Here is an 18,273-nt window from a genome sequence, read left to right on the forward strand (position 1 = left end):
GAGGAACAGCCCCCGCGCCCGCCGTGTCAGGCCAGGCTCGCCAGGGCCCGGTTGAAGGTCTCCGACGGGCGCATCACGGCCGAGGCCTTGTCGTCGTCGGGCCGGTAGTAGCCGCCGATGTCGGCCGGGGAGCCCTGGACGGCCACCAGCTCGCCGACGATCGTCTGCTCCTGCTCGGTCAGCTCCTGCGCCAGCGGGCCGAAGGCCTGCGCGAGCTCGGCGTCGTCGGTCTGCTTCGCCAGCTCCTGCGCCCAGTACAGCGCCAGGTAGAAGTGGCTGCCGCGGTTGTCGATGCCGCCGATGCGGCGGGTGGGCGACTTGTCCTCGTTGAGGAAGGTGGCCGTGGCCCGGTCGAGGGTGTCGGCCAGCACCTGTGCCTTGGCGTTGCCCGTGGTCTGCGCGAGGTGCTCGAAGCTGACCGCCAGGGCCAGGAACTCGCCCAGGCTGTCCCAGCGCAGGTAGTTCTCCTTGACCAGCTGCTGGACGTGCTTGGGCGCGGAGCCGCCGGCGCCGGTCTCGAACAGGCCGCCGCCGTTCATCAGCGGGACGACGGAGAGCATCTTGGCGCTCGTACCCAGCTCGAGGATCGGGAACAGGTCGGTGAGGTAGTCGCGCAGCACGTTGCCGGTGACCGAGATGGTGTCCTCGCCGCGGCGGATGCGCTCCAGGGAGAACTTCGTGGCCTCCACCGGCGCCATGATCTCGATCTGCAGACCCTCGGTGTCGTGCTCGGCCAGGTAGGTGCGGACCTTCTCGATCAGCATGGCGTCGTGGGCGCGGGTCTCGTCCAGCCAGAACACCGCCGGGGCGCCGGTGGCGCGGGCGCGGGTGACGGCCAGCTTGACCCAGTCCCTGATCGGGGCGTCCTTGGTCTGGCACATGCGGAAGATGTCGCCGGCACCGACCGTCTGCTCCAGCACGACGTTGCCGTCGCCGTCGGTCACCCGGACGGTGCCGGTGGCGGGGATCTCGAAGGTCTTGTCGTGGCTGCCGTACTCCTCGGCCTTCTGCGCCATCAGGCCGACGTTGGGCACCGAGCCCATGGTGGCCGGGTCGAAGGCGCCGTTGGCGCGGCAGTCGTCGATGACGGCCTGGTAGACGCCGGAGTAGGAGCTGTCGGGCAGGACCGCGAGGGTGTCGTGCTCCTGGCCGTCGGGGCCCCACATGTGGCCGGAGGTGCGGATCATGGCCGGCATGGAGGCGTCGACGATGACGTCGCTGGGGACGTGCAGGTTGGTGATGCCGCGGTCGGAGTCGACCATGGCCAGCTCGGGGCCCTCGGCCAGCTCGGCCTCGAAGGACTCCTTGATCTTCGCGCCCTCGGGCAGCGACTCCAGGCCCTTGAGGATGCCGCCGAGGCCGTCGTTCGGGGTGAGGCCGGCGGCGGCGAGGGTCTGGCCGTACTCGGCGAAGGTCTTCGGGAAGAAGGCCCGCACCACGTGGCCGAAGATGATCGGGTCGGAGACCTTCATCATGGTGGCCTTCAGGTGCACCGAGAACAGCACGCCCTCGGCCTTGGCGCGGGCGACCTGCTCCTTGAGGAACTCGCGCAGCGCGGCCACCCGCATGACGGCCGCGTCCACGACCTCGCCGGCGAGCACGGGTACGGACTCGCGCAGCACGGTGGTGGAGCCGTCGTCGCCCACCAGCTCGATGCGGAGGGCGTCGTCCTTGGCGAGGACCGCGGACTTCTCGGTGGAGCGGAAGTCGTCCACGCCCATGGTCGCGACGTTCGTCTTGGACTCGGGGGTCCAGGCGCCCATGCGGTGCGGGTGGGTCTTGGCGTAGTTCTTCACCGAGGCGGGGGCGCGGCGGTCGGAGTTGCCCTCGCGCAGCACCGGGTTGACGGCGCTGCCCTTGACCTTGTCGTAGCGGGCGCGGATCTCCCGCTCCTCGTCGGTCTTGGGGTCGTCGGGGTAGTCCGGCAGCGCGTAGCCCTTCTCCTGGAGCTCGGCGATGGCGGCCTTGAGCTGCGGGATGGAGGCCGAGATGTTCGGCAGCTTGATGATGTTGGCCTGGGGGGTCTTGGCCAGCTCGCCGAGCTCGGTGAGCGCGTCGCCGATGCGCTGCTCCTCCTTGAGGTACTCGGGGAAGACCGCGATGATCCGCCCCGCCAGGGAGATGTCGCGGCTCTCCACGGCGACACCCGCCTTGGCGGCGTAGGCCCTGACCACCGGCAGGAAAGAGTACGTCGCCAGGGCCGGGGCCTCGTCGGTCTGTGTGTAGATGATGGTCGAGTCAGTCACCGGGTGCTCCGCTCCACGTCTGCAACATTGCTCGACATCAAGATATCCCGTGGAGGCCCTCCCCTTGAAAGGGCCCTGCCCCTTGTGGCGGCGCGTTCGCGCCGCCACAAGGGGCAGGGATGCGGGGGGCGGGGGCGCCGGGCCCGCGGGCCCGGCCGTCTCAGTAGGGTCCGTTGACGTTGTCGATCGAGCCGTAGCGGTCGGCCGCGTAGTTGCAGGCGGCGACGATGTTGGCGACCGGGTCGTACTGGCTGTTCGCCGTGCCCGGGACGTGGTAGGCGTCGAAGGTCGGCTTGATGACCTGGAGCAGGCCGATCGAGGGGGTGCCGCGCTGGGCGTTGATGTCCCAGTTGTTGATCGCGTTCGGGTTGCCGCCGGACTCGCGCATGATGTTGCGGTGGATGCCCTCGTAGGTGCCGGGGATGCCGTTGGCCCGCATGATGTCCAGGGCCTCGCGGATCCAGCCGTCGAGGTTGTCCGCGTAGGCCTTCGGCGAGGCCTGGGGCGCGGTCTTCTGGGCGGCCGGGCGGGCCTGTGTCCGGTTCGCGCGCTCGGGGGCGCGCTCCTGTCCCCCGCCGGAGGACCGGGCGGACAGGGCCAGTTCCTGGCCGGGGAAGATCAGGTGCGGATTGCCGCCGACGGTCTCGCGGTTGGCGTCGTAGACGGCCTGCCAGCCGCCCTCGACACCGTGGCTGGTGGCGATCGAGTGGAGGGTGTCGCCGGAGGCGACGGTGTGGGAGCCGGCGGTGGATCTGCGCTCCCCCTGGGACTTCGCCCCGGACTTCGCCGCGGACTCCGTCCCGGCTCCCACCTTGGACTCGCCGCGCGTCTGGGTGGCGGTGCCGCCGGCCGGGGTGCCGGAGTCCCGGCCCAGCCCGGCAGCGGGCCCGCAGGTGGGCCAGGCTCCCGGCCCCTGGAGGGCGAGCAGCTTCTCGCCGGCGGCGATCTGCTCCTCCTTGGTGGCCAGGTCGGCGCGCGGCGCGTACTCGGTGCCGCCGGCGGCCTCCCAGCTGGACTGGGAGAACTGCAGTCCGCCGAAGTAGCCGTTGCCGGTGTTGATGGACCAGTTGCCGCTGGACTCGCACTCGGCGACCTTCTCCCACACCTCGGTGGAGGCCGCGTTCGCGCTGCCGGCGGCGACCATCGGCGCGGCGATGCCCGCGCCGCCGGCGGTGAGCGCGAGGGAGACACGCGAGAACTGACGGGACATCAGGGGTGTGCGGGGGCGGCGGTGACGACCACGGGACATGGGTGTGCTTCCTCTCCCACGCCTGCGAGGTTAGCTGTCGGATTCGGGCTGGAGTTGCCCGGCCGTTCCCTTCGCGCCAGAGGGCGTCGGGAATCGGCTTCACCCCAAGCCGGGCCGCCGAAGGCGCGGCACGGCGCGTATGTGGTTTCCCCGCTCCTGCCATGGTCAGCTGCTGCCTCTCCCCGGCCGGGCGGCAGGACTCGGCGTCCCGGCGGTGGAGCCCCCACCATGGGCGGCGAAGGCCAGGCCACATAAACACAGGGAATTCGCGGAAGACAAGGTGCCGGAAATCCGACGACCCCTCACTTTGTCACCGATCCGACAAACACGGCCGCCGTGCGTGTCCGGCAACCGGCCGGACACCGGAGCGCGGAGGGCGGCACACGCGTCAAAACGCTTTCCGGCCAGGAATTTCGGCCGTCGGCAATTAAGGATCTCGGCGGCGGGCACACGGGGAGCACGGAGGTGTGATTCCCGGCACACTCCCCCAACAGCCCGGCCGTTATGGGGCGTTGTTCACGACAACAGCCCTTGGCGAACATAGCGGCCATAAATGCTCGTCCGGGGTTTTTGGCATGAATGGCCGGTTGGGTATTCCGTAGGCGTTTTGCCGTCTTTCCGGCGCGGTCGCGGGGCGGAGGCGGACAGCGGAAGCGGCTCCTCGCACGAGGACGCGCGAGGAGCCGCTTTCGTTGCGCGGCCCGTTCAGGCCGCCGCCTCAGGACTTGTTGCCCGGTTCGTGGCGCCGGGTCTCGAACTCGGTGTGTCCGTTGGGACAGCGGGGAATCTCCTCCCCCTGCTCGGCATGGACCTTCTCCGAGCACTGGGCGCAGTAGAAGTCGCCGGTCTTCTGTGCCTTCTCTCCCGCGTGCGCCGCCATCGCGCTCACCTCCTCTCCGTCTCTCCGGTTCCCGCGGTGGTGGCCGCGCCGGTACCGGCCGCCTCACCGAGGCCGGGGGCGACCGAGCCGCGGCCGTCCACGCCGAGGGCCACCTTCGTCCAGCCCGACTCCCGGCGGTCGAACGTCCGGTACGCCTCGACCGCGTCCGCGACCTCGGCCCAGCGGGTCAGCAGCGGGGTGGGGTCCAGTTCGCCGGAGGCGACCATGGACACCAGGCGGGGCAGGTAGCGGCGGTGGTTGCAGTTGCCCATCCGCAGGGTGAGGTTCTTCATGAACGCCTCGCCGAACGGATAGTGCTCCACCTGCGGCGGATAGACCCCGATGGTGCCGACGGTGCCGGCCTTGGCCGCCATCCGCACCGCCCAGCGGGCCGCCAGCGACGGCGCGTCGCCGGGGACCCAGGTGTCGCCGTCGGGCCGCTGCTCGGGGGCGACCTCGTCGCGCTCGCGGTCGAACTCCTCCGCCTGCCCGGCCAGGGCCTCGGCGGCCGGGCCGCGGGCGGGGCGCTGCGCGTCGACGCCGACCGCGTCGACCACCCGGTCCACGCCGATGCCGCCGGTCAGGTCCAGGACCGCCTCGACGGGTTCCTCGGCGTTGAAGTCGACCGTCTCGGCGTGCTGGTCGCGGGCCAGGTCCAGGCGGTCGGCAACGCCGTCCACCACGATGATCCGCCCGGCGCCCTGCAGCCGGGCGCAGGCGATCGCGGACTGGCCCACGGGACCGGCACCGAGGATCGCGACCGTGTCGCCGGAGCCGATCTCGGCCAGCCGCGCGCCGAACCACGCCGTGGGGTAGATGTCGGACAGCAGGATCGCCTGGGCGTCGTCGACGGTGTCCGGCAGCGGCACCAGCCCGACGTGGGCGTACGGGATCCGGGCGTACTCCGCCTGCAGTCCGTCCAGGCCGCCGGCGGCCTCGGGGCCGCCGAAGAACACCGTGCCCGCCCGCTTCCCGCCGGGGTTGGCGTTGTCGCACTGGGCGTAGTAGCCGGCCCGGCAGTAGCTGCACGTCCCGCAGGCGACCGTGGAGGGCACCACCACCCGGTCGCCCGGGCGGAAGTTCCGCACGCCCGCGCCGACCTCCTCCACGATCCCGACGGCCTCGTGGCCCAGGATTCGCCCCTCCTTCATGCCCGGCATCGTGCCGCGCACGAAGTGCAGGTCGGTCCCGCAGATCGCCGACGAGGTGATCCGCACGATCGCGTCGTACGGTTCGTGGATCTTCGGTTCCGGTACGTCGTCCACGCGGATGTCGCCCACACCGTGCCACACGACGGCCTTCATCAGCACGCACCCCTTCGCAGGTCGGTCGCGTTCGTCCGAACGGGTCGCGGGTGCCCGGGGCCCGCCACCGGAAACAGCGGACACCCCTTCCGCAAACCGCACGCCGCGCGCCGCGGGAGGGGTGTTACGCCGCCCGCCCCGGGGTACCGCGGACCGGGCACCGGCAGCCGGGCGGGCCGGGGCCCGCCCGCAGGCACCCGCGCGACCAGGGAGAGCACGGCGATGGCAGTCACCGGGGGTTCGGCCGACGGCACGGCGGCGCGAGAGGGCCGGCAGGCGCAGGAGGTGCGGGAGGTGCGGGAGATACGCGGTGAAGCCCTGCCGCTGACCGGCCCGCGCTCCCTCGACCCCCTGCTGGAGCGGATCGGCGACGCCCGCTACGTGGCCGTCGGCGAGGCCTCCCACGGCACCGCGGAGTTCTACCGGTGGCGGGCGGAGCTGACCCGCCGGCTGATCGCGGAGAAGGGCTTCTCGCTGGTGGCCGTGGAGGGCGACTGGCCCGACTGCCAGTCCCTGCACCACTGCGTCACCGGCGCCCCCGGCACCCCGGAGGATCCCGGGGAGGTGCTGGACGGCTTCGGTCGCTGGCCGCGGTGGATGTGGGCCAACACCGAGGTGCTGGAGTTCGCCCGGTGGCTGCGCGGGCACAACCTCGCCCTGCCCGCCGGGGAGCGCGTCGGCTTCTTCGGACTCGACGTCTACAGCCTGTGGGAGTCGCTGCACGCCGTGCTGGACCACGTGCGCGAGCACGACCCCGACCGGATGGAGCAGGCCCTCGCCGCCTGCCGCTGCTTCGAGCCGTACGCCCGGGATCCGCAGTCGTACGCGCTGGCCACCCAGGTGGTGCCCGCCGGGTGCCAGGCGGAGGTGGTCTCCCTGCTGGCCGGACTGCGGGAGCGGGCCGGCCGGAGGCAGGCCGCCGGCGCCGACGGCGGCCTGGCGGCGGAGTTCACCATCCGGCAGAACGCCGAGGTCCTGGCGGGCGCGGAGCGCTACTACCGGGCGATGGTGCGCGGCGGCCCGGAGTCGTGGAACATCCGCGGCCACCACATGGCCGACACCCTCGACCGGCTCGTGGCCCACCACGGCCCGGGGACCAAGGCGGTGGTCTGGGAGCACAACACCCACGTCGGGGACGCCCGGGCCACCGACATGGCCGACGCGGGCATGGTCAACGTCGGGCAGTTGCTGCGCGAACGGCACGCGGCCGAGGGCGTGGTGCTGGTCGGCTTCGGCTCCTACGAGGGAACGGTGGTCGCCGCACAGCAGTGGGGGATGCCACCGGAGACGATGGAGGTGCCGCCCGCCCGGGACGGCAGCGTGGAGGGCCTGCTGCACCGGGCGCTGCCCGGGGGCTCGGCCCTGTTCGTCTGGGGCGACGGGGACGGTGCCGGGGGCGGGGACGGTGCCGGAGGCGGGCGGGAGGGCGCCGGCGCCCCCGCGCCGGCCTGGCGCCGCGAGGAGCGCGACCACCGCGCCATCGGGGTCGTCTACCGGCCGCAGGCCGAACGCTGGGGCAACTACGTCCCCACCGTGCTCACCGACCGCTACGACGCCTTCCTCCACCTGGACCGCACCCGGGCGCTGGACCCCCTCCACCGCTACGAACACGGCACGGGCGAGGAGGAGACGTACCCCACCGGGCTGTGAGCGCCCCGGGCCCGCTCCCGTCCGTAGCCCTCGCCGCCGGCCCGGGCTACGGACGGGAGCGGGCGGCGAGGCGGGACAGGACGCGGGCGGCGTCGCGGCCGGCCCCGCGCAGCGTCTTGGAGGAGAAGCAGCGCTGGAACTCCAGGCCGACGAAGCCGAGTCCGGGCACGGTGGTGGCCACGCCGCCGCGGTGGAGGGGGCGGCCGCCGGTGTCCAGGGCGCCGGTGCCGGTCAGATAGGGGAAGGCGGGCCGGTAACCGGTGGCCGCCAGGACGGTGTCGACCGCCTCCTCGGTGCCGTCGGCCCACACCACGCCCTCGGGCGTGAGGCGGGTGAACATCTCCCGCCGGTCCACACCGCGCTCCTGCAGCAGGGCGCGGTGGCGGCCGTCGTCGAGCACCGGGACCGGGACCCGGTGCAGCAGCCTGCCGACCGGGGCGGCGTCCAGCCCGGTGTGCTTCAGCCACCAGTGCAGGTCCTTCCCGAGCCGGCGCTGCGGCGTCCAGCCGATGGGGCGGCGGGTGGCCAGGGTGACGTCGGCGACGGCGCCGAGTTCGGCGGCGATCTGGACGGCGGAGTTGCCGCCGCCGACCACCACGATCCGCCGGCCGGCGAAACCGCCGGGGTTGCGGTAGTCGGCGGCGTGCAGCACGCGGCCGCCGTACTCCGCCCGCCCCGGCAGGTCCGGCATACGGGGGTTGCCGTAGTCGCCGGTCGCGGCGACGACCGCCCGCGCGGTGAAGCGGCGGCCGTCCCCGGCCCGCACCGCCCAGGCGCCCTGCTCGCGGGCGGCGGAGACGACGGTGGTGGAGGTGTGTATCCGGGCGGGCAGGCGGCGGGCGTAGGCACGCAGATAGGCCACCACCTCGTCCCGGCTCGGGTACCGGTCCGGATCGCCGGGGAAGTCCGCGCCGGGGAGCGCGCTGTAGCGGGCCGGGGAGAAGAGGGTGAGGCTGTCGTAGTAGCGCGGCCAGGCCCCGCCCGCCCGGTCCGCGGCCTCCAGTACCAGGGTGCGGGTGAAGCCGCGGCGCGGGGCGAGTGCGGCGGTTGCCAGGCCGGACTGCCCGGCGCCGATGACGATCAGGTCGGCGTCTTCCATCGGGATGCGAGCCCTTCGGGTCGTCGTGCCGTTCCGGGGAGCGCCGAGGAGCCGGGCGGCGGGCGGGCACGGCCGCACGGCCACTGATTCGACGTATGTCTATCTTGACGTTTGTCGATGCAGCGTGGCAAGCTCCAGGACATCGACAGCGATCGAAGCGGTGTTCCGGGCGGAGCGCCCTTCCCCGCGGAGACCGCGGCCACCACCTCCGCCGATCCGCCTCGCACCTCCGGCCCCAGCCACCCGCACCAGGGAGAGAAAGCCATGAGCGTCCAGCAGTACCCGGTCGTCGTCATCGGAGCCGGCCCCGTCGGCCTGGCCGCGGCCGCCCATCTGACCGAGCGCGGCCTGGACCCCCTGGTCCTGGAGGCCGGGCCCTCGGCAGGCAGCGCGGTGCGGCAGTGGTCGCACGTGCGGCTGTTCTCCACCTGGGGCGAGGTCGTCGACCCGGCCGCCGAGAAGCTGCTCGCCCCCACCGGCTGGACCAGGCCCGACGCCTCGGCCTACCCCTCCGGCGGCGACTGGGCCGAGCACTACCTCCAGCCGCTGGCCGACGCCCTCGGCGAGCGCGTGCGCTACGGCGCCACCGTCACCGGCGTCTCCCGCGCCGGGCGCGACCGCGTCGTGGACGCCGACCGCGAGAGCCGGCCCTTCACCGTGCACGTCCGGTACGCCGACGGCCGCGAGGAACGCCTCCTGGCCCGCGCCGTCATCGACGCGTCCGGCACCTGGACCACCCCCGGCCCGGCCGGCGGCGACGGCCTGCCCGCGCTCGGCGAGCGCGCCGCGGCCGACCGCATCGCCTACCGCGTCCCCGACCTCGCCGACCCGGCCGTCCGCGCCCGCTACGCCGGCCGCCGCACCGCCGTCGTCGGCTCCGGCGCCTCCGCCTTCACCGCGCTCGCCTACCTGGCCGACCTCGCCCGCTCCGAGGACGGCGAGGGCACCCACGCCACCTGGATCCTGCGCCGGGGCATCTCCGGCTCCACCTTCGGCGGCGGCGAGGCCGACCAGCTCCCCGCCCGCGGCGCGCTGGGCCTGGCCGCCAAGGCCGCCGTGGACGACGGCTACGCCGACGCGGTCACCGGCTTCCGCACCCAGGCCGTCGAGCACGACGGCGACGGACGCCTGGTGCTGGTCGGCGAGGACGGTCGGCGCACCGAGCCGGTGGACCAGATCATCGTCCTCACCGGCTTCCGCCCCGACCTGTCCTTCCTGTCCGAGCTGCGCCTGGGCCTGGACGAGCGCCTCCAGGCGCCGGTGGAGCTGGCGCCGCTGATCGACCCCAACGTCCACTCCTGCGGCACCGTCTACCCCCACGGCCACCGCGAGCTGTCCCACCCCGAGCAGGGCGTCTACCTGGTGGGCACGAAGTCCTACGGCCGCGCCCCGACCTTCCTGGCCATGACCGGCTACGAGCAGGTCCGCTCGGTCGTCGCCGCCCTCGCCGGGGACATCGAGTCGGCCGACCGGGTGGAGCTGACCCTGCCGGAGACCGGAGTGTGCGGCGGCGCCGGACTCTTCGACGCCCCCGAGGCGGCCGAGGCCGACGGCGGGGGCTGCTGCGGAGCCCCCGCACCGGGACTCGTCCAGCTCACCGCCACCGCAACCGCAACCGCCACGGCTCCGGCCGGCCAGACCGAGCAGAGCCCGGCGGGCGGCTGCTGCGGCGCGTGACCGCCCCTCACAGCAGCGGGGCCGCGACCGGATCGGGGGACCGGTCGCGGCCCCGCGCCGCCTTCACGCTCCGGCGGCCTTGCCGGCCACATAGACGGTGTTGGCCGCCGCCCCCGGCTGGTAGGGGTTGTCGAAGCGGACGACATGGGCTTCGGCGGTGGCGAAGACCCGCGCCAGTACGGCGGTGAAGTCCTCGTCCGGCGGGTCGTTGGACCACAGGGCGAAGACGCCGCCGGGGTGGAGGTGCCCGGACAGGGCGCGCAGCCCGGCCTCCCCGTAGAACGGGGCGTGGCTCGGGTGCAGCACATGGCGCGGCGAATGGTCGACGTCCAGCAGGATCGCGTGGAGCCGGCGGCCCGGCCGCTGCGGGTCCAGCCCTTCGGTTCCCGCGGCAAGCGCGAAGAAGTCCCCCCGGACGAGCCGGCAGCGCCGGTCCGACACCAGTGCCTCGCCCAGTGGCACCAGCTTCTCCTCGTGCCAGCGGATGACGTCGGGGAGGGCGTCGACGACGACCAGCGAACGCACCCTCGGGTCCTCCAGCACGGCCCGCGCGGTGTAGCCGAGGCCGAGCCCGCCCACGGCGACGTCCAGCCCGGCGCCAGTGCCTGTGCCGTTGCCTGTGCCGCTGTCGGCGCCCCCGTCCGGGAGCGCGCCCAGGCCGAGCCGGGCCAGCTCGATCTCCCCGGCCGTGAAGAGGCTGGACATGAGGAACTCGTCGCCGAGCTTGACCTCGTACACCTCCTGACCGGTCAACGGATCCCGGCGGCGGCGCAGGCTGATGTCGCCCATCGGGGTGGGGCGCCAGTCGATCTCCTCGAAGCGCGGGCTCATGCGGTCGCCTTCCGGTACGGGCTGGACGGACGGGTGGAAAGCGGCAGGGCGGGCCGGCCCGGTCAGGCGTCGATGACGACGGGAATGATCATCGGCTTGCGGCGGTAGGTGCGGAAGGCCCAGGAGGCCACGGAGCGGGCGATGAGCTGCTCGAGCTGCTGCGCGTCCCCCACCCCCTCCTCGGCCGCCGAGGCGAGGGTCTTCTCGATCACGGGGACGGCCGACTCGAACGTCTCCTCGTCGTGGACGAAGCCGCGGGCCAGGAAGTCCGGGGGCTCGGCCAGTGCCCCGGTGTCGGCGTCGACGATGGCGACGACCGTCACCACGCCCTCGGCGGCGAGGGTGAGCCGGTCCTTCAGGGATGCCTCGGTGGCGCCGCCGACCTCCATGCCGTCGACGTAGACGTTGCCCGCGGGCACCTTGCCGGTGATGGAGGCGCGCCCGTCGACGAGGTCGACGACGACGCCGTCCTCGGCGATGACGACCCGGTCGGGGTCGACGCCGGTGCGCACGGCCAGGTCGGCGTTGGCCTTGAGGTGCTTGAACTCGCCGTGCACCGGCATCACGTTGCGGGGCCTGACGATGTTGTAGCAGTAGACGAGCTCGCCGGCGCTGGCGTGGCCGGAGACGTGGACCTTGGCGTTGCCCTTGTGGACGACGTTGGCGCCCCACCGGGTCAGCCCGTTGATCACCCGGTAGATGGCGCTCTCGTTGCCGGGGATGAGGGAGCTGGCCATCAGCACGGTGTCGCCCTTGCCGATGCGGATCATGTGGTCGCGGTTGGCCATGCGGGACAGCGCCGCCATCGGCTCGCCCTGCGACCCGGTGCACACCAGCGTGACCTTGTGGTCGGGCAGCTTCTCCAGTTCCTTCATGCCGACCACCAGGCCGGCCGGGACCTTCAGATAGCCCAGCTCACGGGCGATGCCCATGTTGCGGACCATCGAGCGGCCCACGAAGGCGACCTTGCGGCCGTGGCTGTGGGCGGCGTCCAGCACCTGCTGGATGCGGTGCACATGGCTGGCGAAGCTGGAGACGATGACCCGCCGGGGCGCGGTGCGCATCACCTGCTCGATCGCGGGGTTCAGATCGGCCTCGGCGGTGGTGAAGCCGGGGACCTCGGCGTTGGTGGAGTCGGTGAGGAAGAGGTCGACGCCCTCCTCGCCGAGCCGGGCGAAGGCGCGCAGGTCGGTGATGCGGCCGTCCAGCGGGAACTGGTCCATCTTGAAGTCGCCGGTGTGCAGCACCAGACCCGCGCCGGTGCGGATGGCGACGGCCAGGCTGTCGGGGATGGAGTGGTTGACCGCGACGAACTCGCAGTCGAAGGGGCCGAAGCCCCGCCGGTCGCCCTCGCGCACCCGCACCGTGCGCGGCTTGATGCCGTGCTCCTTGAGCTTGGCCTCCAGGAAGGCCAGCGTCAGCCTGGAGCCGACGACGGGGATGTCCGCCCGCTCGCGCAACAGGTAGGGCACGCCGCCGATGTGGTCCTCGTGGCCGTGGGTGAGCACCACGGCCACCACGTCCTCCAGGCGGTCGCGGATGGAGGTGAAGTCCGGCAGGATCACGTCCACGCCGGGCTGGTGCTCCTCGGGGAACAGCACTCCGCAGTCGACGATCAGCAGCTTGCCGCCGTACTCGAAGACGGTCATGTTGCGGCCGATCTCCCCCAGGCCGCCCAGGGCGACGACCCTCAGCCCTCCCTCGGGCAGTTCGGGGGCGGGCTTCAGCTCAGGGTGTGGATGACTCATACCCTGACGCTACCGGAGGGTCGCGGAGCCGCTCCACCGCCCCTCCCTGCAGGTCACCTCCCCCACCTGCCGGTTCGCGCCGCGGGCGGGGCGGCAGGCGGGGCGTACGGGCGGCGCTGCCGGCTCAGTTCCGCGGGTCGAGTCTGCGGCGGAGGGTGGCGGCGAAGTCCTCGGCGGCCATGAGCTGGGCGCGCAGGGTCTCGCAGCGGGCATCGGCGATCTTGCGGTAGGCGTCCAGGCGTTCGCGCAGCCGCTCGCGTTCGGCGTCCGGCAGCGGCCGGTCGGAGGCGAGCCGGTCGGTGATGGACAGCAGGTCCCGCATCTCCTCCAGGGAGAAGTCCAGCGGCTTCATCCGGCGGATGACCATCAGGCGGTCGACGTCGGCGGCGGTGTAGAGCCGGAAGCCGCCCTTGGTGCGGGCGGAGGGGACGACGAGGCCGACCTCCTCGTAGTGCCGGATGGTGCGCAGCGACAGGCCCGTCCGGTCGGCCACCTCACCGATCTGCATCCGCTGCTCGTCCGCCACTGCCCATTCCCCTCTGATGCCCGAACACTTTTCGGATTCGTAAATCCCAACCCTACCGCGTGAGGAGGATCACAAGATCCCACACGGGAATCACCTGCGATTTAAAGGATCAAGGGTCGCGGTCATCCCTCACGTCAGGGTAGAGTTTGTTTCCGGGCGGAACACCGCCCTCCCCCGATCCCGTCGGGCAATGATGCCCGACCGGCGGCCCCTCGCGGCCCGCCGATCCCCGGTTGCGCCCCCGTCACCGACGACGGCCGCGGCCGACCGGCCCCTCCCGCTCCCACCCGGAGCCGCGCACGCTGCGCGCGCACGCCCTCACGCCTGCGCGCCCGATACGGAAACGGATGCATGTCCGCTGACACCTCCGCAGCCCGGCGGCTGCGCCCCTCCCGCCCCGACTGGCTCGCCTCGCCCAAGGTCTTCCGCACCGAGGTGCTCGCCGGCCTGGTCGTCGCCCTGGCCCTGATCCCCGAGGCGATCTCCTTCTCCATCATCGCCGGAGTGGACCCGGCCGTCGGCCTGTTCGCCTCCTTCACCATGGCCGTGGTCATCTCCATCGTGGGCGGCCGCAAGGCGATGATCTCCGCCGCCACCGGCGCCATCGCCCTGGTCATCGCCCCCCTCAACCACGAGTACGGCCTGGGCTACCTGGTCGCCGCCGTCATCCTGGGCGGCCTGATGCAGATCGCCCTCGGCGCGCTCGGAGTGGCCAAGCTGATGCGCTTCGTCCCCCGCAGCGTGATGGTCGGCTTCGTCAACGCCCTCGCCATCCTGATCTTCATGGCCCAGGTGCCGGAGATCACCGACGTGCCCTGGGCGGTCTACCCGCTGGTGGCCGGCGGCCTGGCCCTGATGGTGCTCTTCCCCAAGGTCACCACGGTGGTGCCCGCCCCGCTGGTGTCCATCGTCATCCTGACCGCCATCACCATCGCCGCCGGCATCGCGGTGCCCACCGTCGGCGACAAGGGCGAGCTGCCCTCGGCCCTGCCCGCCCCCGGCCTGCCCGACATCCCCTTCACCACCGACACCCTGATCACCATCGCCCCCTACGCCCTCGCCCTCGCCCTGGTGGGGCTGATGGAGTCGCTGATGACGGCCAAGCTGGTCGACGACATCACCGACACCCACTCGGGCAAGACCCGCGAGTCCATCGGCCAGGGCATCGCCAACGTCGTCACCGGCCTCTTCGGCGGCATGGGCGGCTGCGCGATGATCGGCCAGACCATGATCAACGTCAAGACCTCCGGCGCCCGCACCCGCCTGTCGACCTTCCTCGCCGGCGTCTTCCTCCTCATCCTGGTGGTCACCTTCGGCCCCGTGGTCTCCACCATCCCGATGGCCGCCCTGGTCGCGGTGATGATCCTGGTCTCCTTCGCCACCTTCGACTGGCACTCCATCCAGCCGAAGACCCTCAAGCGGATGCCCGTCGGCGAGACCGCAGTGATGGTTGTCACCGTCGCCGTGGTCGTGGCCACCCACAACCTCGCCATCGGCGTCGTCGTCGGCGTCATCACCGCCATGGTGATCTTCGCCCGCCGCGTCGCCCACCTGGCCGAGGTCTCCGGCGTCGTCGACCCCGACGGCACCAGCGTCGTCTACGCGGTCACCGGCGAGCTGTTCTTCGCCTCCTCCAACGACCTGGTCTACCAGTTCGACTACGCCGGCGACCCCGACACCGTCGTCATCGACCTGTCCGACGCCCACATCTGGGACGCCTCCTCCGTCGCCGCCCTGGACGCGATCGAGACCAAGTACGCCGCCCGCGGCAAGAAGGTCACCATCATCGGCCTGAACAAGGCCAGCGCCGCCATCCACGGCAAACTCGCCGGACAACTCGTCGACAGCCACTGACCCGCAGGGAACACGCCCCCCTCGCCCCGAGATCCACCGGCCGCCCGGGCCCCGCGCCGACCCGTGCGGCCGGCGGATCGCCGCCTACAGCACCCCGGCGATGGCGACGACCACGCCGGACCGGACCACCGGCGTCCCGGTCAGACCCGCTCCAGCTCCGCCGCTCCGAACGAGACGTCGAAGCGGTCGCACCAGATGCTCACGCTGGTGAACGCGTCCGGATCGACCCCGGCGGGCAGCGCGTAGTTCTGGTCGCCCCTGTTGCCCTTCAGCTTGCCGAGGCTGACGTACTCCCCGTCGTCGAAGACTCCCCAGCCGGCCCGGCCTTCCTTGACCGGCGCGTCGGTCAGCCAGACGTGCAGGTCGGGGCCGTTGCTGGTGTCGAGGTCCTCCAGGCGTACGACGTGGGAGCCGTCGGCCAGTTGGACCAGCCGCACCTTCCCCGACGTCGCGTGCTCGTGGGAGATCAGGTCGCCGCCGGCCAGCGTCCGCGGTCCCGCCTGCGCGGACGGCTCGGAGGCGGTGTCCGGGCCGGCCGCCGACGGGGAGGGCGCGCTCGATGCCGCGGGCAGAGCCTCCCGCACGGTCTCGTCCTGCCACAGCTTCCACGGCTGGAACCAGTACAGCCCCACACCGGCGGCCACCACGGCCACCACCGCGGCCACCGCCACCAACGGCCTGCCCACCACAGCGCGCAACACGCCCACCCCCGTTCACTCGAAGGGCCCGCCCCCATTCAACTCCGGCAGCGGCTCCGGCGCACCGTCCGGGACATGACGGAACACTCACCGTCCGCCCGGCGGCGGGTGCCGGTGAAACCGGGGTGCTCCGGCGGGCGCCGGCCGGGTAGCGTGCGGGCCATGTCGAGTCCTGAGTCGGACAGGGTGGGGGCTTTCGGTCACGCCGTCAGCCCCCTGCACCACTGAGTCCGCAGCTCCCCGCCGTCCCGCCGCGCTCCGCGGCCGGGCGCGCGTGCCCTCCAGGGGGCCGACCGCGGTGACGAGATGACCTCCCCTCGCTCTTCTCCTCACCTCGGAGCCACTCGATGCCTCTCGCGCTGTATCTGCTCGCCCTGGCCGTCTTCGCCATGGGCACCTCCGAATTCATGCTCGCCGGCCTCCTGCCGGACATCGCCGGCGATCTCGGCGTCACGGTCGGGGCGGCGGGCACGCTCACCTCGGCCTTCGCGGTCGGCATGGTCGTCGGCGCACCCCTGATGGCCGCACTGGCCCGCTCCTGGCCCCGGCGCGCCGCCCTGCTCGGGTTCACCCTCACCTTCGCGGCGGCCCACGCCGTGGGCGCCGTCACCTCCAGCTTCCCGGTGCTGTTCGCCACCCGGGTCGTCTCCGCGCTTGCGAACGCCGGGTTCCTGGCCGTCGCCCTGACGGCCGCCGCCGCACTGGTCCCGCCCGGCCGGAAGGGACGCGCGCTGGCCGTGCTGCTGTCCGGCACCACGCTGGCCACGATCGCCGGCGTCCCCGGCGGGTCTGTGCTGGGCACGCTGCTGGGCTGGCGGGCCGCCTTCTGGGCCGTCGCCGCGCTCTGCCTGCCCGCGGCCCTCGGCATCCTGACGGGCGTCCCGGCCGGACGCGTGCGGCAGGAGACGGCCGGCGGACCGGCCCTGCGGGCGGAGTTCGCCCAGCTCACCAGGGCGCCGCTGCTGCGGGCGATGCTGCTGGGCGCGCTGGTCAACGCCGCCACGTTCGCCGGTTTCACCTTCCTCGCCCCGGTGGTGACCGGCCCCGCCGGACTGGGCGCCTGGTGGGTCCCGGTCGCCCTGGTGCTCTTCGGCGCCGGATCCTTCGCCGGGGTCACCGTCGCCGGCCGGCTGGCCGACCGGCGCCCCGGCCTGGTCGTCGCGGTCGGCGGCCCGTTGCTGCTGACCGGCTGGCCGGCCCTGGCGCTGCTGGCCGAGAAGCCGGCCGCCCTGCTCGCCCTGGTGTTCGTGCAGGGTGCGCTGTCGTTCGCGCTGGGCGCCACCTTGATCACCCGGGTCCTGTACGAGGCCGCCGCAGCGCCCACCCTGGCCGGGGCGTACGCCACCGCCGCCCTCAACACCGGCGCCGTCGTCGGCCCCCTGATCGCCGCGGCCACCCTCACCACCGCCACCGGGGTCCTCGGGCCGCTGTGGGCGAGCGGGATCCTGGTCGCGGTCGCACTGCTCGTCGCCCTCCCCTCCCGTACCGCGACCACGCCCGGCCCGAGCACCGAAGCGGTCCGGTGAGGCAAGCGCACCCCCTTCGCCGAAGGACCGGGAAGTCGGGGGCGCGGTCAGCGGTGGGCCGTTGCGGTCAGCCGCCCGAGCGCGGCATGGCCGGGCGGGCCCCAGGTGGGTTTGCCGCCGGGGCGGCCGTGAACGCCGGCGTCTGCGATGAGGATGCAGGTGAGGGCCTTCGACACCGCCCAGCCCCGGGCACGGCGCAGGGTGGCCGCGTCCGGGGCCGGCTGGTACGCGGCGTGGAAGCGATCGGCGGCGCCGTCCGGCAGCAGCAGCCACGCGGCGGCGAGGTCGCAGGCGGGATCGCCCGCGCACAGGTCGCCGAAGTCGATCACACCGCAGAAAGTGCCGCCCCTGATGAGGACGTTGGCCGGATGCAGGTCGCCGTGGAGCCACAGCGGCGGGCCCGCCCAGCCGGGCGCGGCGGCGGCGTCCTCCCAGACGGCGCGGACGGCGTCCGGGTCGGGCACCAGCCCCGCCTCCGTGGCCGCGGCGAGCTGCCCAGCGAATCCCTCGGCACGGTCGGCCAGTGATCCCCCGTGGTAACGGCCGGCGGGAGCCCCGGCGGGAGCGGGCCGGTGGAGAGCGGTGAGGAAGGCGGCCAGGGTGTCGGCCGCCTCCGCGGCGCGCGTGACGGGGGCCCGGTCGGCGGGCTCGCCAGGAACCCAGGTGGTGACGATCCAGGGCCGCGGAAACCGCTCGGAGGGCTCACCCAGGCGGTGCGGTACGGGGACCGGCAGCGGCAGGCGCGGGGCGAGTACGGGCAGCCACGTGTACTCCTTGCGCAGCAGCTCGTCCGCGGACCGCGTCGCCCAGGGCAGTCGTACGGCGAGGTCGTCGCCGAGTCGCCACAGCTGGTTGTCCCAACCACGCGCGCCGAGCTTCAACGGGCAGTCGGCCAGGTCGGGATGCTGGTCGCGCAACAGGTCCCGGACCAGCTCCGCGGTGATCTCGATCTCGGTATGGGTCACGCGAAGGCACGCTAGCCGCA

The 18,273-nt window shown here is 73.1% G+C and carries 14 protein-coding genes and 1 riboswitch; of the genes, 4 read left to right on the forward strand and 10 right to left on the reverse strand.

Annotated features, from left to right (window positions below; genetic code table 11):
* Positions 1-26: 26 nt before the first annotated feature.
* The 4 genes from BMY40_RS14375 to BMY40_RS14390 all read right to left on the reverse strand — a co-directional run bounded on the left by BMY40_RS14375 (position 27) and on the right by BMY40_RS14390 (position 5,679).
* A complete protein-coding gene (locus BMY40_RS14375; protein WP_093659424.1) occupies positions 27-2,246 on the reverse strand; it encodes an NADP-dependent isocitrate dehydrogenase in 2,220 nt (739 codons plus the stop codon).
* 160 nt (positions 2,247-2,406) lie between these two features.
* Positions 2,407-3,495 (reverse strand): transglycosylase family protein, encoded by a 1,089-nt coding sequence (locus BMY40_RS29155; protein WP_425443113.1) that lies wholly within the window; start codon positions 3,493-3,495, stop codon positions 2,407-2,409.
* Between the two features lie 4 nt (positions 3,496-3,499).
* Positions 3,500-3,676: riboswitch (cyclic di-AMP (ydaO/yuaA leader) on the reverse strand.
* Positions 3,677-4,213: 537 nt separating this feature from the next.
* Positions 4,214-4,375 carry a zinc ribbon-containing protein gene (locus BMY40_RS14385; RefSeq protein WP_093659426.1) on the reverse strand — a complete coding sequence of 54 codons (162 nt, stop codon included), beginning with the start codon at positions 4,373-4,375 and terminating at the stop codon, positions 4,214-4,216.
* 5 nt (positions 4,376-4,380) lie between these two features.
* Complete coding sequence (locus BMY40_RS14390) at positions 4,381-5,679, reverse strand: zinc-dependent alcohol dehydrogenase (RefSeq protein ID WP_093659575.1); 1,299 nt, start codon at positions 5,677-5,679, stop codon at positions 4,381-4,383.
* Positions 5,680-5,901: 222 nt separating this feature from the next.
* Here BMY40_RS14390 and BMY40_RS14395 point away from each other — a divergent pair, with 222 nt between their 5' ends.
* The gene (locus BMY40_RS14395; protein ID WP_093659428.1) at positions 5,902-7,329 is read left to right on the forward strand and encodes an erythromycin esterase family protein; all 1,428 of its coding nucleotides are present in this window, start codon (positions 5,902-5,904) and stop codon (positions 7,327-7,329) included.
* A 46-nt stretch (positions 7,330-7,375) separates the two neighbouring features.
* Here the strand turns inward: BMY40_RS14395 and BMY40_RS14400 are convergent, their stop codons facing one another.
* A complete protein-coding gene (locus BMY40_RS14400) occupies positions 7,376-8,428 on the reverse strand; it encodes a flavin-containing monooxygenase (RefSeq protein ID WP_093659430.1) in 1,053 nt (350 codons plus the stop codon).
* A 264-nt stretch (positions 8,429-8,692) separates the two neighbouring features.
* On the opposite strand from BMY40_RS14400, the gene BMY40_RS14405 reads away from it, so the two are divergent.
* A complete protein-coding gene (locus tag BMY40_RS14405) occupies positions 8,693-10,105 on the forward strand; it encodes an FAD-dependent oxidoreductase (protein WP_093659432.1) in 1,413 nt (470 codons plus the stop codon).
* A gap of 63 nt (positions 10,106-10,168) precedes the next feature.
* Here BMY40_RS14405 and BMY40_RS14410 read toward each other — a convergent pair whose 3' ends face one another.
* From BMY40_RS14410 to BMY40_RS14420, 3 genes are all read right to left on the reverse strand, one after another.
* Entirely contained in the window at positions 10,169-10,936 is a 768-nt protein-coding gene (locus BMY40_RS14410; protein WP_093659434.1) for a spermidine synthase family protein, read from the reverse strand.
* A 62-nt stretch (positions 10,937-10,998) separates the two neighbouring features.
* Positions 10,999-12,684: a ribonuclease J gene (locus BMY40_RS14415; protein WP_093659436.1), complete on the reverse strand. Its 1,686-nt coding sequence runs from the start codon at positions 12,682-12,684 to the stop codon at positions 10,999-11,001.
* A 124-nt stretch (positions 12,685-12,808) separates the two neighbouring features.
* A complete protein-coding gene (locus tag BMY40_RS14420; protein ID WP_093659577.1) occupies positions 12,809-13,192 on the reverse strand; it encodes a MerR family transcriptional regulator in 384 nt (127 codons plus the stop codon).
* 369 nt (positions 13,193-13,561) lie between these two features.
* On the opposite strand from BMY40_RS14420, the gene BMY40_RS14425 reads away from it, so the two are divergent.
* Positions 13,562-15,064 (forward strand): SulP family inorganic anion transporter, encoded by a 1,503-nt coding sequence (locus BMY40_RS14425; RefSeq protein ID WP_093659438.1) that lies wholly within the window; start codon positions 13,562-13,564, stop codon positions 15,062-15,064.
* A gap of 140 nt (positions 15,065-15,204) precedes the next feature.
* Here BMY40_RS14425 and BMY40_RS14430 read toward each other — a convergent pair whose 3' ends face one another.
* Positions 15,205-15,771 carry a DM13 domain-containing protein gene (locus tag BMY40_RS14430; protein WP_093659440.1) on the reverse strand — a complete coding sequence of 189 codons (567 nt, stop codon included), beginning with the start codon at positions 15,769-15,771 and terminating at the stop codon, positions 15,205-15,207.
* Positions 15,772-16,109: 338 nt separating this feature from the next.
* On the opposite strand from BMY40_RS14430, the gene BMY40_RS14435 reads away from it, so the two are divergent.
* The gene (locus tag BMY40_RS14435) at positions 16,110-17,288 is read left to right on the forward strand and encodes a Cmx/CmrA family chloramphenicol efflux MFS transporter (RefSeq protein ID WP_093659442.1); all 1,179 of its coding nucleotides are present in this window, start codon (positions 16,110-16,112) and stop codon (positions 17,286-17,288) included.
* Between the two features lie 47 nt (positions 17,289-17,335).
* Here BMY40_RS14435 and BMY40_RS14440 read toward each other — a convergent pair whose 3' ends face one another.
* Positions 17,336-18,253: an aminoglycoside phosphotransferase family protein gene (locus BMY40_RS14440; RefSeq protein WP_093659579.1), complete on the reverse strand. Its 918-nt coding sequence runs from the start codon at positions 18,251-18,253 to the stop codon at positions 17,336-17,338.
* Positions 18,254-18,273 lie beyond the last annotated feature (20 nt).

The organism is Streptomyces radiopugnans (genome assembly GCF_900110735.1).
GTDB lineage: Bacteria > Actinomycetota > Actinomycetes > Streptomycetales > Streptomycetaceae > Streptomyces > Streptomyces radiopugnans.

Coding starts and splice junctions, on each gene's coding strand:
- BMY40_RS14420 (WP_093659577.1), bottom strand. CDS start 13,192: ATGCAGATCGGTGAGGTGGCCGACCGGACGGGCCTGTCGCTGCGCACC.
- BMY40_RS14385 (WP_093659426.1), bottom strand. CDS start 4,375: ATGGCGGCGCACGCGGGAGAGAAGGCACAGAAGACCGGCGACTTCTAC.
- BMY40_RS14425 (WP_093659438.1), top strand. CDS start 13,562: ATGTCCGCTGACACCTCCGCAGCCCGGCGGCTGCGCCCCTCCCGCCCC.
- BMY40_RS14410 (WP_093659434.1), bottom strand. CDS start 10,936: ATGAGCCCGCGCTTCGAGGAGATCGACTGGCGCCCCACCCCGATGGGC.
- BMY40_RS14435 (WP_093659442.1), top strand. CDS start 16,110: ATGCCTCTCGCGCTGTATCTGCTCGCCCTGGCCGTCTTCGCCATGGGC.
- BMY40_RS14405 (WP_093659432.1), top strand. CDS start 8,693: ATGAGCGTCCAGCAGTACCCGGTCGTCGTCATCGGAGCCGGCCCCGTC.
- BMY40_RS14395 (WP_093659428.1), top strand. CDS start 5,902: ATGGCAGTCACCGGGGGTTCGGCCGACGGCACGGCGGCGCGAGAGGGC.
- BMY40_RS14400 (WP_093659430.1), bottom strand. CDS start 8,428: ATGGAAGACGCCGACCTGATCGTCATCGGCGCCGGGCAGTCCGGCCTG.
- BMY40_RS29155 (WP_425443113.1), bottom strand. CDS start 3,495: ATGTCCCGTGGTCGTCACCGCCGCCCCCGCACACCCCTGATGTCCCGT.
- BMY40_RS14390 (WP_093659575.1), bottom strand. CDS start 5,679: ATGAAGGCCGTCGTGTGGCACGGTGTGGGCGACATCCGCGTGGACGAC.
- BMY40_RS14415 (WP_093659436.1), bottom strand. CDS start 12,684: ATGAGTCATCCACACCCTGAGCTGAAGCCCGCCCCCGAACTGCCCGAG.